The following is a 14,150-nucleotide window of genomic DNA, read 5'->3' as shown; positions in this document are numbered from 1 at the left end:
AACAAGCATGTGCAGATTCCGGATTGTTGCGTTGAAATTGCATGTGGAGCGCCACATTCCGCATGTGATGCGCGGGCGGATTTTTATGCGAAGCGGGTTGTGCATCACGGTGCTGTGCTGATTTTTTTTTGCGATCGGCATAGGCCTCGGTAGCGTGAATTTTTTACGCGGTCGCGATTATCGGATATATTGCCGCATGTCAATTTGTGTCCCGCTGCTAAATGCTGCCGGAGCACTCAATCCAAATCGAAAAGCCAGCCATGAATATTGCGGAATTGTTTTCTCTCGCGGCCATCTGGGGCGCATCGTTTCTTTTCATGCGCATTGGTACGCCGGAATTCGGTCCGGTGCCGTTGATCGCCTTGCGCGTCGGCATCGCCGCGCTGGTGCTGCTGCCGGTATTGCGTTCGGCTGCCGCGCGCGGCCAGGTGCGCAGCAAGTTGTGGCCGCTGCTGGTGGTCGGCGTCACCAATTCAGCCTTGCCGTTTTCGCTGTTTGCCTACTCGACCTTGTATGTGAATGCCGGTTTCGATGCCGTCTTGAACGCCACCGTGCCGTTATGGACCGGCCTGATCGCGTTCGTCTGGCTGAAAACGCCGATGAGCCGGCCGCAAGTGATCGGCATGCTGGTCGGCATGGCGGGCGTGGTGGTGCTGGTGTGGGACAAGATCGGCGAGGGACAGCCCGGAGTCTGGCTGGCGACCGGCGCCGTGCTGCTGGCTACGCTGTCCTATGGTTTTGCGATCAACTATTCGAAAACCCGCCTGGCCGGCGTGCCGCCTTTTGTCGTGGCCTGCGGCAGCCAGCTGGCGGCGACCATGGTGCTGTTGCCGCTGGCGGTGCTGTATTGGCCGGCGGCGCCGGTGTCCAGCACCGCCTGGTATTCAGTGCTGGCGCTGGGAGTGCTGTGCACCGGCGTGGCCTACGCGATCTTCTACCGGCTGCTGGACCGCGTCGGCTCGGCCTATGCGGCTTCGGTGACCTTCCTGATCCCGATCTTCGGGGTGGTCTGGGGCGCCATTTTCCTGAAGGAGCAAGTGACGGCCGGCATGGTCCTCGGCTGCCTGGTCATCTTGCTGGGAACCGCGCTGGCGACCGGAAAACTTGATCTGTCCGGCTATCTGCGCGGCAAAGCGGCTAAATGAGAAAGAGCTAAACAATTTACAGCTTTGGCGTTTCCGGGGCTGCAATACGTGAATATAAGCAACATGCCAGGGCCGGGAATCTCATTTTCACGACGTCCCAGGGTATTGGCGGGCTGCTTCTATGGCATAATCAAGAGCTAAATTCACTGTTTTGCGCGGTCTCGAAGCCGCCCTGGATCATGCTTAAAACGCTCTACGATAAACTTTGGGAATCCCACGTCGTCCATACCGAGCAGGACGGCACGGCGATTCTGTATATTGATCGACATCTTTTGCATGAGGTCACCAGCCCTCAGGCTTTCGAGGGGCTGAAGCTGGCCGGCCGCAAGCCATGGCGGCAGTCGGCCAACCTGATGGTGGCCGACCACAACGTGCCGACTACCGGCCGCGCCAACGGCATCGCCGATCCGGTCTCGCGCCTGCAGGTGGAAACCCTGGACGCCAACGCCAAGAGCTACGACCTGACCTATTTCGGCATGAACGACCATCGCCAGGGCATCGTCCACGTGATCGGTCCCGAGCAGGGCGCGACCCTGCCTGGCATGACCGTGGTCTGCGGCGATTCCCACACTTCGACCCACGGCGCCTTCGGCTGCCTGGCGCACGGCATCGGCACCTCCGAAGTGGAGCATGTGCTGGCTACCCAGACCTTGCTGACCAAGAAATCGAAGTCGATGCTGGTGCAGGTCGACGGCGCGATACCTGCCGGCGTGACCGCCAAGGATATCGTGCTGGCCGTGATCGGCCGCATCGGCACCGCCGGCGGCACCGGTTACGCGATCGAATTCGCCGGCTCGGCGATCCGCGCGTTGTCGATGGAAGGCCGCATGACAGTCTGCAACATGGCGATTGAAGCGGGCGCGCGCGCCGGCATGATCGCCGTCGACGACACCACGCTGAACTACGTCAAGGGCCGGCCGTTTTCGCCGGCCGGGCCGCATTGGGAGCGCGCCGTGACCTACTGGCGCACCCTGCATTCCGATCCGGGCGCCAAATTCGACATGGTGGTGACGCTGGACGCCGCCGAAGTCAAGCCGCAGGTCACCTGGGGCACTTCTCCCGAGATGGTGGTGGCGGTGGACGGCCGCGTGCCCGATCCGGACAAGGAAAAAGACGCCACCAAGCGCGATGGCATGGAAAAAGCGCTGGCTTACATGGCGCTGAAACCGAACACCGCGATTGAAGACATCCGCATCGACAAGGTATTCATCGGCTCCTGCACCAATTCGCGGATTGAAGACCTGCGCGCGGCGGCGGCAGTGGTGCGCGGCAAGTTCCGCGCTTCCAACGTCAAGCTGGCGATGGTGGTGCCGGGTTCGGGACTGGTCAAGGAACAAGCCGAACGCGAAGGCCTGGACAAGATTTTCAAGGACGCCGGTTTCGAATGGCGTGAACCGGGCTGCTCGATGTGCCTGGCCATGAATGCGGACCGGCTGGAGCCGGGCGAGCGTTGCGCGTCCACCTCGAACCGCAATTTCGAAGGCCGCCAGGGCGCCGGCGGCCGCACCCACCTGGTCAGTCCGGCGATGGCTGCCGCTGCCGGCATTGCCGGCCATTTTGTTGACGTGCGTGCTTTATAACCTGTTCGCTATACATTATTACGGAAGGACCAAGATGAAAAAAATAGTCACCCTGTGTGTTTTGCTGGCCAGCGCCTATGCATTGAGCGCTTGCAATACTTTCCACGGCTTCGGCAAGGATGTGGAACACGTCGGCGAAAAAATTCAAGGCAAGTGATCGCCTCGCGCTAGCGGGCAAATTGGAATAAAAGAGATGAATAAATTTACTGTACTGGATGGCTTGGTAGCGCCGCTGGACCGTGCGAACGTGGATACCGACGCGATTATCCCGAAGCAGTTCCTGAAATCTATCCAGCGGACCGGTTTCGGCCCGAACCTGTTTGACGAGTGGCGTTACCTGGACCATGGCGAGCCGGGCATGGACAATTCGCGCCGTCCGCTGAATCCGGATTTTGTCCTGAACCAGCAACGCTACCAGGGCGCTTCGATCCTGCTGACCCGGAAGAACTTCGGCTGCGGTTCGTCGCGCGAGCATGCGCCTTGGGCGCTGGACCAGTACGGTTTCCGTGCCGTCATCGCGCCTAGCTTTGCCGACATTTTCTTCAACAACTGTTTCAAGAACGGCTTGCTCCCATTGGTGCTGCCCGAAGCGCAGATCGATCGCCTGTTCGACGAAGTCAAGGCATTCCCCGGTTATCGGCTGCAGATCGATCTCGAAAAGCAGCTGGTGAGCACCGCCAACGGCAACATTGCGTTTCCGTTTGAAGTGGGCGAGTTCCGCAAGTATTGCCTGCTGAACGGTCTCGACGATATCGGCCTGACCCTGCGCCAGTCCGACAAGATCCGCGATTTCGAGGAACGCCATCTGTTTGCGCAGCCTTGGCTGGGAAACACCATTTAAGCAGCTGGTCTGCACCCGTTTTTTTGAATTATTCAATCCAGGAAAAAATGAAGATAGCAATTTTGCCAGGTGATGGCATCGGTCCGGAAATCGTCGAGCAAGCGGTCAATGTATTGAATGCGCTGGGCGAAAAATTTGAACTGGAAAGCGCGCCGGTCGGCGGCGCCGGCTATGCTGCGCACGGCCATCCGCTGCCGGAAGGCACACTGAAGCTGGCAAAAGAAGCTGACGCCATCCTGTTTGGTGCGGTCGGCGACTGGCAATACGATACCCTGGAACGTTCGCTGCGCCCCGAGCAGGCGATTCTTGGCCTGCGCAAGCACCTGGGCCTGTTCGCCAACCTGCGTCCGGCGATCCTGTATCCGGAGCTGGCCAACGCCTCGACGCTGAAGCCTGAAGTGGTGTCCGGGCTGGATATCCTGATCATCCGCGAACTCACCGGCGACATCTATTTCGGCCAGCCGCGCGGTGTGCGCACCGCGCCGGACGGCGCGTTCAAGGGCGAACGCGAAGGTTTCGACACCATGCGCTACGCCGAGTCGGAAATCCGCCGCATCGCACACGTCGCCTTCCAGGCGGCGCAAAAGCGCGGCAAGCGCCTGACCAGCGTCGACAAGGCCAATGTGCTGGAAACCTTCCAGTTCTGGAAAGACATCGTCACTGATGTGCATAAGGAATATCCTGACGTTGCGCTGGATCACATGTATGTCGATAACGCTGCGATGCAACTGGTGCGGGCGCCGAAGAAATTCGACGTCATCGTCACCGGCAACATGTTCGGCGATATCCTGTCGGACCAGGCCGCCATGCTGACCGGTTCGATCGGCATGCTGCCGTCGGCTTCGCTGGACGCCAGCAACAAGGGCTTGTACGAGCCGTCGCATGGTTCGGCGCCGGACATCGCCGGCAAAGGCATTGCCAATCCGCTGGCGACCATCCTGTCGGCCGCCATGATGCTGCGCTTTTCGCTCAACAAGGCGGAGCAGGCCGATCGCATCGATAACGCCGTCAAGAAGGTCTTGGCGCAAGGCTTGCGCACCGCGGACATTTATGAGGCCGGCACCACCAAGGTCGGCACCGGCGAAATGGGTGCGGCGGTGGTCAAGGCGCTGGTATAAAAAAATTTGGCAGGTGGGTCTGTCGTGGAGTGCGGGGCTTTTCCCCGATTTTGTTAGGGAATCATGATGAAACTGGTTGGTTTGGTCGGTTGGCGTGGCATGGTGGGTTCGGTCTTGTTGCAGCGTATGCAGGAAGAGGGCGATTTCGCCCATATCGAACCGGTATTCTTTTCAACTTCAAATGCCGGCGGCAAAGCCCCGGCGCTGGCGAAAAACGAAACAACGTTGAAGGACGCCACCGATATTGAAGCCCTGAAAAAATGCGACATCATCATTACCTGCCAGGGCGGCGACTACACCAGCGAGATTTTCCCGCAGCTGCGCGCCGCCGGCTGGAACGGCTACTGGATTGACGCCGCCTCCACCCTGCGCATGAAAGACGACGCCATCATCGTGCTGGATCCGGTCAACCTGGATGTCATCAAGGACGGCTTGCAGCGCGGCGTGAAGAACTACATCGGCGGCAACTGCACCGTCTCCTGCATGATGATGGGCCTGGGCGGCCTGTTCCAGCAAGACCTGATCGAGTGGATGACCTCCATGACCTACCAGGCGGCTTCCGGCGGCGGCGCGCAGCACATGCGCGAACTGCTGACCCAGTTCGGTTCCATCAACGCCGAAGTCAAGGCGCTGCTGGACGATCCGAAATCGGCGATCCTGGAAATCGACCGCAAGGTGCTGGGCAAGCAGCACTCCCTGTCGGCCGACGAAACCAGGCAGTTCGGCGTGCCGCTGGGCGGCAACCTGATTCCCTGGATCGACAAGGACCTGGGCGAGGGCTTGTCAAAAGAAGAATGGAAAGCCGGCGCCGAAACCAACAAGATCCTTGGCCGCGGCGAGGGTTTCAGCAATGGCGACAAGGTAATCCCGGTGGATGGCTTGTGCATCCGCATCGGCGCCATGCGTTGCCATTCGCAGGCATTGACCATCAAACTGAAAAAAGATGTGCCGCTGGACGAAATCAATGACATCATCGCCAGTAACAACCAGTGGGTGAAGGTGGTGCCTAATGACAAAGAGTCATCAATGCGCGACCTGACCCCGGCGGCAGTGACCGGCAGCCTGACAATTCCTGTCGGTCGTCTGCGCAAACTGCAGATGGGTGGCGATTATTTGTCAGCCTTTACCGTAGGCGACCAGTTATTGTGGGGTGCGGCAGAACCGTTGCGTCGCATGCTGCGGATTGTGCTGGATACCTGACTTGTTGCAGTAGTTGTGATATTGTTGCCGACTTGCAATATAGCCCGCTAAGTATTTTCTTGAGGAAAGTCTTGGCGGGCTTAGCGTATCTGTCTGTATTGGCAGAATGTTGTTACGCTAATGTGCAAGTGCTTCATAAATGGGATCGCATTTGCGAAGCGCCAGACTAATGTCAATCTGGATATTGATTTTTAAAAAAACTGGGTACAGTATTTGCTTTCAGCAAGATTTGTTTCCTTATACGTCAACGGACAGTCCTTCATGCCACACAACATGCACCTGAATTCTTCGAATAAATTTATTTCCACCGGTTTAAAGACCCTCACTGCAGCCGTGGTTTCCACCCTGCTGATGGTGTCCAGCGTCGAGGCTGCCGGACTGGGTAAATTAACCGTGCTGTCCTCGCTGGGACAACCGTTACGTGCAGAAATTGAGCTTACCTCGGTAAGCGCGGACGAAGCCGGCACGTTGGTCGCGAAACTGGCCAGTCCGGAAACTTATCAACAAGCCAACATCGATTTCAATCCGGCCCTGATGTCGTTGCAGTTCGCCATCGATCAGCGCAATGGCCGCCGTTTTGTGCGGGTCACTTCGACCCAGCCCATCAATGAGCCGTTTGTCGACATGCTGATGGAACTGGGCGGCACCAAGGCGCGCCTGGTGCGCGAATACACCCTGTTGCTCGACCCGGCCGGCCAGCGCCAGGCCCAGCCGGCACAGATCGCCGCCGCGCCCGCAGCGCCGCGTGCTACGACCGGGGCTCTCAATGCGGCTCCTCGTTCGGCCCCGGCCCAGACCCAGACCAGCCAGGTACAGTCGCAAGGCGGCGTCGCTTCGACCATTACCGATGCTACCCGTGCAGCAGCCGCCAGGGCAGTCGCCGGCGGCGCGACCGCTCCTGCCAGCAGCGCAAGCAAGCCGGTTGCCTCGGCCTCGACTGCCGGCAGCCCTGCCAAGTCTTCCAGCGCAGCAGCGGCGCCTGCGAGTGGCGATTACCAAGTCAAGAAGGGTGATTCGCTGGCCCGCATCGCCAGCGAAAACCTGCCGGCCGGCATCTCGCTGGACCAGATGCTGGTAGCGTTGTACCGCAGCAACGAAGGCGCGTTTGTCGGCAAGAACATGAATCGCCTGCGCTCGGGCCAGATCCTGTCGATCCCGGATGCCGACAGCGCACGCAGCGTCAGCAAATCGGAAGCCCGCAACATAGTGCTGGCGCAATCGAACGATTTCAAGAGCTATCGCAACAAGCTGGCCGGGATGGTTGAATCGGCTGCGCCGAATGCGGCTGCCGAATCCAGGCAAAGCAGCGGCGGCAAGATTACCGCCAAGGTGGAAGAACAAGCCACGCCGGCCAGCGAGTCTAAGGACAAGCTGAAATTGTCGCGCGGTGCAGCCGCCGACGCCAAGGCAGCCGACGCCAAGGCAGCGGCTGCCGCTACTGCGGCGACAGAAGAGAAGATCGCACGGGAAAAAGCTGCCGCCGAAGCGCAAGCGCGCGTCAAGGAACTGGAAAAGAATGTCAGCGATCTGCAAAAGACGCTGGAATTGAAGAACAAGAACCTGGCCGACCTGCAAAACCAGGCTGCCAATGTGAAGCCTGCAACTCCTGCAGCGGCGGCGCCAGCCGCTGCCGCCGTCCCGGTCACCCCGCCGCCGGCAGCAGCTGCGCCTGCGGCAGCGGTTCCTGCAGTAGCAGCCGTGCCGGTACCCGCGCCTGCCGCGGCTGAGCCAGCCGCTGTCAGCTCGGCTCCTGCCGCTATTGTCGATACAGGCGTCGCCAGCGCTGCGCCAGCCGCTGCAGCCGCTGCGCCAACCCCGGCGCCGGCACCTGCGCCAGCCAAGCCAAAGGTAGCCGCACCGCCGCCACCTGAGCCGAGTTTCATCGAAAGCATTACCGAAAATCCATTGCTGCTGCCGGTTGGCGGCGTTCTGGTGGCTTTGCTGGCCGGGCTCGGGCTGTTCCGTTACCGTCGCAACCGCGCGCGCCAGCAGGCTTTCCTGGACAGCAGCGGAGCGCCGATGACAAATACCGGCCTGAAGGGCAACTCCCTGTTCGGTTCGACCGGCGGTCAGAGCGTCGACACCAAGAACAGCATCTTCAATTCGAATTTCGTGCCGTCGGTCAGCCACCTGGATACCAATGTCGACCCGGTCGCCGAAGCTGACGTCTATATCGCTTACGGACGCGACGCGCAAGCCGAGGAAATCCTGAAAGAAGCCCTGCGCAACCAGCCAAACCGCAATGCGATCCGCGTCAAGCTGCTGGAAATCTACGCCAACCGCAAAGATCCGCGCTCCTTTGAAATCCTGGCCAGCGAGCTCTACAGCCTGACCCGCGGCGAAGGCGAAGACTGGCAGCAGGCTGCCGCACTGGGCCTGAATGTCGATCCGGCCAACCCTTTGTATGGCGGCGGCAAGCTGCAGGACCAGGTGATTGCGAAGGCTGATGCGATTACCGCGCCGACCCAGCCGATGGATGGCCTCGACTTCAATTCATTGACAGCGCCAACCGAGCCGCACGCTGTTGCGCCGATTCCTGAGCTGGTGCAACCGGCCGCGCCAGCCCAGCTGCTGGCGCCGCTGACAGCCACCGAACTGGGCAAGCAAGGCAGCGCTGCAGCTGCGCCGCAAGCGGCTGACATGGATTTTGACCTGGAAGAACTCGGTAGCGAAACATCCGCCAACCAGAACACCGTGTTGCTGTCGGCTTCTCACGACGCCGGCAAATCCATGCTCGACGCGCTCGACTTCGAACTGGACCATAAGCCTGCGGCGGCTCCTGCCGCGGCGCCGAAAGCCGTGGAAAAGAGCGCTGCGCCGGCAGTGGCGTTCAGCTCGCTGGAACTGCCGGCAGGCGGCCAGCCTTCGAACTACGAACCGGCCCATGCCCACATTGATATTCCATCGGAAACCAAGCCGGCCAAGGCGCCGCCGGCACCTTCGTATGCCCAGCATGCGGAACCTATGGTCGCGCCGCTGGAGTTCAACCTGGCCGGCATGAACCTGGACCTGGACAGTGCGATCCATGCGCCAGCCGCCAGCGCCGCTCCTGCAGCGGCTGCAATAGCTGACACTGCATCGTCGGCGACAGCCAATCCTGAAATGGCAACCAAGCTCGACCTGGCCGTTGCGTACAAGGAAATCGGCGACAAGGAAGGCGCGCGCGAACTGCTGGAAGAAGTCTTGAAGGGCGGTAGCGCAGAACAGGTCGATGCAGCCAAGTCGTTGCTGGCCAAGCTGTAACTAGTACAATACCCTTAGCATTTTGCTTTTGACGGGCGCGGCGTTATGCTGGCGCCCGTTTGCTTTTTTTGAGATTGGAACCGGATTGAATCGTATCGTTCTTGGCGTGCAGTATGATGGCGCGCCTTGGCAAGGATGGCAGACCCAGCCTAGCGGCAAGACCGTGCAGGACCGGCTGGAGGCCGCCTTGGAAAAATTCACGCAGGGCGCAATCGGCACGACTTGCGCCGGCCGTACCGACTCCGGCGTGCATGCGCTGGAGCAGGTCGTGCATTTTGATACGGCATTGTCGCGTGAAACGTTTTCCTGGGTGCGCGGCCTGAACGCATTCCTGCCGCCGTCGATCGCGGTGCGCTGGGCGCATGAACTGCCTGCAGGATCTTCCAGCACCGGCGAAGATCAATTCCACGCGCGCTTCAGCGCCACCGCCAGGACCTATCACTATCTGCTGTACAACAACCCGGTCCGTTCCCCGCTGCTGGAAGGCAAGGCCGGCTGGGTGTTCCGGCCGCTGGAACTGGAGCTGATGCGCCAGGCCGCGGCGCACCTGGTCGGCACCCACGACTTTTCCGCGTTCCGCGCGGTGGAATGCCAGGCCAAGTCGCCGGTGCGCACCATGGAAGAGATCCGTATCGAGCGACGCGGCGACCTGATCGTGTTCAGCTTGCGCGCCAATGCTTTCCTGCATCATATGGTGCGCAATATCGTCGGCTCCCTGATCTACGCCGGCAGCGCCAGCAAGCCGCCGGAATGGCTTGCCGAGTTGCTGGTCCAGCGTGACCGCGGCCGCGCGGCGCCGACTTTCATGCCAGACGGCTTGTATCTGGCGCAAGTGGCTTATGATCCGAAGTGGCAGCTGCCGCAGCAGACGGCTGCACTGTTGCCCTGGTTATAGGCAACGGAAATTTTGCTGTCGATTTGTCATGTTTGAAGATGATATATTGCGCTTTCCGATGTGTTTCCGATTAGACTGAATCCCATGAACCACCGCACCAGAATCAAGATCTGCGGCTTGACCCGCGAGCAGGATGTACAAGCCGCCGTTGCGGCGGGCGCCGATGCCCTGGGTTTTGTGTTCTATCCGAAAAGCCCGCGCTACGTCACGCCGCAGCAGGCTGCCAGCCTGCTGGCCAAGGTGCCGCCGTTCATTACTACGGTCGGCCTGTTTGTCAACGTCGAGCCAGGACAGCTGCAGGAGATCGTGGCGCAGGCGCCGGTATCTCTGCTGCAATTCCACGGCGACGAAACGGTAGAACAATGCGCGGCGCTGGCACAGGCGGTAAACCGGCCGTTTATCCGCGCCATGCGCATCGGCAGTGCTACAACGGCCGCCGATTTGCTAGAATACGCACAGGCATATCGTGACAGCAGCAGCGGCAGCCATTTGTTTGCAGGATTGCTGCTCGATACCCTGGTTGAAGCTTATGGCGGCAGTGGAAAGGTATTTGATTGGTCTCTCATCCCAAAAGAACTCGCGCCTCAGGTCGTTTTAAGTGGTGGCTTGAGCGTGCACAATGCGACTGACGCGGTAAAGCGCGTACGTCCCTTTGCGGTCGACATCAGCAGTGGCGTCGAGCAAGACAAGGGCATCAAGGACGCCGCCAAGATTCGCGCATTCATTGCCGCGGTACGGCAGGCGGACGCCGATCCAGCCGGACTCTAGCAGTTTTCCAAGGTCCGGCGGGCAGGCTCAGCAACCAATACAGAGAGATATGCCATGAAAGAATTCACTCCCCTCGAGCAATACGCCGAGCGCCAGCCGCTCGCCAATACCACCTTGCGCCAGAGCGCGCAGTACAACCTGCCGGACGCCAAGGGCCATTTCGGCATGTACGGCGGCAGCTTCGTCTCCGAAACCCTGACGCTTGCATTGAGCGAGCTGCAGCAGGCTTACGCCAAATACCAGAACGAACCGCAATTCCTGGCCGAATTCCACAGCGAGCTGAAGCATTATGTCGGCCGTCCCAGCCCGATTTACCACGCCAAGCGCTGGTCTGAGCAGATGGGCGGCGCGCAGATCTATTTCAAGCGCGAGGACCTGAACCACACCGGCGCCCACAAGATCAACAACGTGATCGGCCAGGCCTTGCTGGCCAAGCGCATGGGCAAGCCGCGCGTGATCGCCGAAACCGGCGCCGGCCAGCATGGCGTGGCGACTGCAACCATTTGCGCGCGCTTCGGCCTTGAATGCGTGGTGTACATGGGCAGCGAAGACGTCAAGCGCCAGATGCAGAACGTGTATCGCATGAACCTGCTGGGGGCGAAGGTAGTGCCGGTCGAATCCGGCTCCAAGACCTTGAAGGATGCGCTCAACGAAGCCATGCGCGACTGGGTCACCAACGTCGAAGACACTTTCTACATCATCGGCACGGTGGCGGGCCCGCATCCCTATCCGATGATGGTGCGCGACTTCCAGTCGGTGATCGGCAATGAGTGCCTGGTGCAGATGCCGGAGATGACAGGGCGCCAGCCTGACCATGTGATCGCCTGTGTCGGCGGCGGCTCGAATGCGATGGGGATTTTTTATCCCTATATCGATCATCGCGACGTCGCCCTGGTCGGGGTGGAAGCCGCCGGCGAGGGGCTTGCCAGCGGCAAGCATTCGGCTTCGCTGACGCTGGGTTCGCCGGGCGTGCTGCATGGCAACCGTACTTACCTGCTGCAGGACGCCAACGGCCAGATCATCGAGACCCATTCGATTTCGGCCGGCCTGGATTATCCTGGCGTCGGCCCTGAACACGCCTGGCTCAAGGATTCCGGCCGCGCCACCTACGAAACCGTGACCGACGACGAGGCGCTGGCGGCGTTCCATACCTGCTGCCGCATCGAAGGCATCATCCCGGCGCTGGAATCGAGCCATGCCCTGGCATATGCGGCCAAGCTGGCGGCGACCTTGCCCAAGGACAGGATTGTCCTGGCCAATTTGTCAGGCCGCGGCGACAAGGACATGCATACGGTTGCCGAACGCCTGAAGCTGTAGCAGCCAAGAGCAGGGCGGCAATCCCGCCCTGCAGTCCTGACCACCTCATCCAATAGATACCATGTCCCGAATCCAGACTACCTTGGCAGCGCTCGCTGCAAACAATAAAAAAGGCTTGATCCCTTTCATCACCGCCGGCGACCCGGCGCCGGAACTGACGGTGCCGCTGATGCATGCGCTGGTCAGGGGCGGCGCCGACATCCTGGAACTGGGCGTGCCGTTTTCCGACCCGATGGCAGAAGGCCCGGTGATCCAGCGTGCTTGCGAACGGGCGCTCAAATTCGGCGTCAGCCTGCATGACGTCCTGGGCTATGTGCGCCAGTTCCGGCAGACCGACAGCAGCACGCCGGTGGTGCTGATGGGTTACGCCAATCCGCTGGAGCGGATGGGTGTCGATGCCTTCATCGCTGCCGCAAAAGAGGCTGGAGTCGACGGCAGCATCGTGGTCGACTATCCGCCTGAAGAATGCGAAGAGTTTGCCGAAAAGATGCAGGCCAACGGCATGGATCCGATTTTCCTGCTGGCGCCGACCTCGACCGAAGAGCGGATAATGCAGGTGGCCAAGGTCAGCAGCGGATTCACGTATTATGTTTCATTGAAAGGCGTGACCGGCGCCGCCAATATCGATACCGGCGAAGTGGCGGCCCGGGTGGCGGCGATCCGCAAACATGTCAAATTGCCAATCGGCGTCGGTTTCGGCATCCGCGATGCGGCCACCGCCAAGGCTGTGGCGCAGGTGTCGGATGCGGTGGTGATCGGCAGCCGGATCATCCAGGAACTGGAGAATACGCCGCCGGAACAGGCTGTAGCTGCGGTAGAAAGCTTCCTGTCAGGGATCAGGAAGGCGCTGGACGAGTGATTTGCATGCCAAAGTGGCAAATATTTCCTGGATTGGCTGGCTTGATTAGCTATTTCGCCGATTTGGGGATGAAGGTACAATTCGGCAGGAAAAAAATCTGAAGGAGGTCGCTCTATGAGTTGGCTAGAAAAATTACTACCCCCACGTATTCAGCGCAGCGACTCGGCAACCCGTAAATCGATCCCCGAGGGATTGTGGGTCAAATGCCCGTCGTGCGAAGCGGTTTTGTATCGCACCGACCTGGAGTCGAACATCCATGTTTGCCCGAAGTGCAACCATCACATGCGGATACGTGCACGCGAACGCCTGGACGCCTTGCTGGACGCCGGCGGCCGCTATGAGATCGGCCAGGAAACCCTGCCGATCGACACGCTCAAATTCAAAGACAGTAAAAAATACCCTGACCGCCTGAAGGCCGCCATGGACGCTACCGGTGAAACCGATGCGCTGGTGGTGCTGGGTGGTTCCATCATGACGTTGCCGGTGGTGGTGGCGGCGTTCGAGTTTGAATTCATGGGCGGTTCCATGGGTTCGGTGGTGGGCGAGCGTTTTGTGCGCGGGGCCCAGGTTGCGCTGGAGCAGAAGGTGCCGTTCATCTGCATCACGGCTACCGGCGGCGCGCGCATGCAGGAGGGCCTGCTGTCCCTGATGCAAATGGCCAAGACCACCTCGATGCTGACCAAGCTGTCCGAGAAGAAGCTGCCGTTCATCAGCGTCCTGACCGATCCGACCATGGGCGGCGTGTCCGCTTCGTTCGCCTTCATGGGCGACGTCGTGATCGCCGAGCCGAAGGCGCTGATCGGCTTTGCCGGCCCGCGCGTGATCGAGAACACCGTGCGCGAAAAGCTGCCTGAAGGCTTCCAGCGCGCTGAATTCCTGGTTACCAAGGGCGCCGTCGACATGATCGTCGACCGTCGCAAGATGCGTGAAGAAATCGCGCGCCTGTTGGCGTTGCTGCAGGACCAGCCAGTCGAATCCATCGCTTGATGTGAATTTCGCCCCAGGGCCTGAACTGTTGCGGTTCAGGCCTTTTGTTTTTAGTTGGATGTCAAAATGTCAAATATTCCCGCCAAGCCCGTGACGCTGGCCGACTGGCTCGCCCTGCTGGAGTCGCGCCATTTCAAAACCATAGACATGGGCCTGGACCGGGTAGTGCAGGTGAAAGACCGGTTGCAGCTGCAATT

At 60.3% G+C, this 14,150-nt stretch carries 12 protein-coding genes; all 12 read left to right on the top strand.

The annotated features are described in order from the left end of the window. Positions 1-260 precede the first annotated feature (260 nt). The 12 genes from V8G57_RS25935 to accD all read left to right on the top strand — a co-directional run bounded on the left by V8G57_RS25935 (position 261) and on the right by accD (position 13,953). On the top strand, positions 261-1,145 hold the full coding sequence (locus tag V8G57_RS25935; RefSeq protein WP_342831898.1) for a DMT family transporter: 885 nt from the start codon (positions 261-263) through the stop codon (positions 1,143-1,145). Between the two features lie 179 nt (positions 1,146-1,324). Then, positions 1,325-2,725 carry a 3-isopropylmalate dehydratase large subunit gene (leuC, locus tag V8G57_RS25930; protein ID WP_144736404.1) on the top strand — a complete coding sequence of 467 codons (1,401 nt, stop codon included), beginning with the start codon at positions 1,325-1,327 and terminating at the stop codon, positions 2,723-2,725. 34 nt (positions 2,726-2,759) lie between these two features. Further along, positions 2,760-2,882, top strand: a complete 123-nt coding sequence (locus tag V8G57_RS25925; RefSeq protein WP_050808536.1) for an entericidin A/B family lipoprotein — start codon at positions 2,760-2,762, stop codon at positions 2,880-2,882. A gap of 36 nt (positions 2,883-2,918) precedes the next feature. Further along, positions 2,919-3,566 carry a 3-isopropylmalate dehydratase small subunit gene (gene leuD, locus V8G57_RS25920; RefSeq protein WP_092392332.1) on the top strand — a complete coding sequence of 216 codons (648 nt, stop codon included), beginning with the start codon at positions 2,919-2,921 and terminating at the stop codon, positions 3,564-3,566. 47 nt (positions 3,567-3,613) lie between these two features. Continuing rightward, a complete protein-coding gene (gene leuB, locus V8G57_RS25915; RefSeq protein WP_342831892.1) occupies positions 3,614-4,684 on the top strand; it encodes a 3-isopropylmalate dehydrogenase in 1,071 nt (356 codons plus the stop codon). 66 nt (positions 4,685-4,750) lie between these two features. Next, the gene (gene asd / locus V8G57_RS25910; RefSeq protein WP_342831900.1) at positions 4,751-5,884 is read left to right on the top strand and encodes an aspartate-semialdehyde dehydrogenase; all 1,134 of its coding nucleotides are present in this window, start codon (positions 4,751-4,753) and stop codon (positions 5,882-5,884) included. Between the two features lie 261 nt (positions 5,885-6,145). Next, positions 6,146-9,127: a motility hub landmark protein FimV gene (locus V8G57_RS25905; protein WP_342831890.1), complete on the top strand. Its 2,982-nt coding sequence runs from the start codon at positions 6,146-6,148 to the stop codon at positions 9,125-9,127. Between the two features lie 85 nt (positions 9,128-9,212). Further along, positions 9,213-10,022, top strand: a complete 810-nt coding sequence (truA, locus tag V8G57_RS25900) for a tRNA pseudouridine(38-40) synthase TruA (RefSeq protein ID WP_342831888.1) — start codon at positions 9,213-9,215, stop codon at positions 10,020-10,022. A gap of 84 nt (positions 10,023-10,106) precedes the next feature. After that, the gene (locus tag V8G57_RS25895; RefSeq protein WP_342831886.1) at positions 10,107-10,790 is read left to right on the top strand and encodes a phosphoribosylanthranilate isomerase; all 684 of its coding nucleotides are present in this window, start codon (positions 10,107-10,109) and stop codon (positions 10,788-10,790) included. A 54-nt stretch (positions 10,791-10,844) separates the two neighbouring features. Then, the gene (gene trpB / locus V8G57_RS25890) at positions 10,845-12,107 is read left to right on the top strand and encodes a tryptophan synthase subunit beta (RefSeq protein WP_092392342.1); all 1,263 of its coding nucleotides are present in this window, start codon (positions 10,845-10,847) and stop codon (positions 12,105-12,107) included. Between the two features lie 61 nt (positions 12,108-12,168). Then, entirely contained in the window at positions 12,169-12,966 is a 798-nt protein-coding gene (trpA, locus tag V8G57_RS25885) for a tryptophan synthase subunit alpha (protein ID WP_092392344.1), read from the top strand. A gap of 114 nt (positions 12,967-13,080) precedes the next feature. Then, positions 13,081-13,953, top strand: a complete 873-nt coding sequence (accD, locus tag V8G57_RS25880) for an acetyl-CoA carboxylase, carboxyltransferase subunit beta (RefSeq protein ID WP_014005861.1) — start codon at positions 13,081-13,083, stop codon at positions 13,951-13,953. Positions 13,954-14,150: the final 197 nt, after the last annotated feature.

This window comes from Collimonas rhizosphaerae (assembly GCF_038896935.1).
GTDB classification, from domain to species: Bacteria; Pseudomonadota; Gammaproteobacteria; order Burkholderiales; family Burkholderiaceae_D; genus Collimonas; species Collimonas rhizosphaerae.
The sequence above is the reverse complement of the archived record's forward strand: the minus strand, read 5'-3'. Positions and strand labels throughout refer to the sequence as shown.

What these genes read in the sequence shown, in the direction of transcription:
- trpB (WP_092392342.1), top strand. Translation starts at nt 10,845, where the DNA reads ATGAAAGAATTCACTCCCCTCGAGCAATACGCCGAGCGCCAGCCGCTC.
- leuD (WP_092392332.1), top strand. Translation starts at nt 2,919, where the DNA reads ATGAATAAATTTACTGTACTGGATGGCTTGGTAGCGCCGCTGGACCGT.
- trpA (WP_092392344.1), top strand. Translation starts at nt 12,169, where the DNA reads ATGTCCCGAATCCAGACTACCTTGGCAGCGCTCGCTGCAAACAATAAA.
- leuB (WP_342831892.1), top strand. Translation starts at nt 3,614, where the DNA reads ATGAAGATAGCAATTTTGCCAGGTGATGGCATCGGTCCGGAAATCGTC.
- V8G57_RS25935 (WP_342831898.1), top strand. Translation starts at nt 261, where the DNA reads ATGAATATTGCGGAATTGTTTTCTCTCGCGGCCATCTGGGGCGCATCG.
- V8G57_RS25905 (WP_342831890.1), top strand. Translation starts at nt 6,146, where the DNA reads ATGCCACACAACATGCACCTGAATTCTTCGAATAAATTTATTTCCACC.
- asd (WP_342831900.1), top strand. Translation starts at nt 4,751, where the DNA reads ATGAAACTGGTTGGTTTGGTCGGTTGGCGTGGCATGGTGGGTTCGGTC.
- leuC (WP_144736404.1), top strand. Translation starts at nt 1,325, where the DNA reads ATGCTTAAAACGCTCTACGATAAACTTTGGGAATCCCACGTCGTCCAT.
- accD (WP_014005861.1), top strand. Translation starts at nt 13,081, where the DNA reads ATGAGTTGGCTAGAAAAATTACTACCCCCACGTATTCAGCGCAGCGAC.
- V8G57_RS25925 (WP_050808536.1), top strand. Translation starts at nt 2,760, where the DNA reads ATGAAAAAAATAGTCACCCTGTGTGTTTTGCTGGCCAGCGCCTATGCA.
- V8G57_RS25895 (WP_342831886.1), top strand. Translation starts at nt 10,107, where the DNA reads ATGAACCACCGCACCAGAATCAAGATCTGCGGCTTGACCCGCGAGCAG.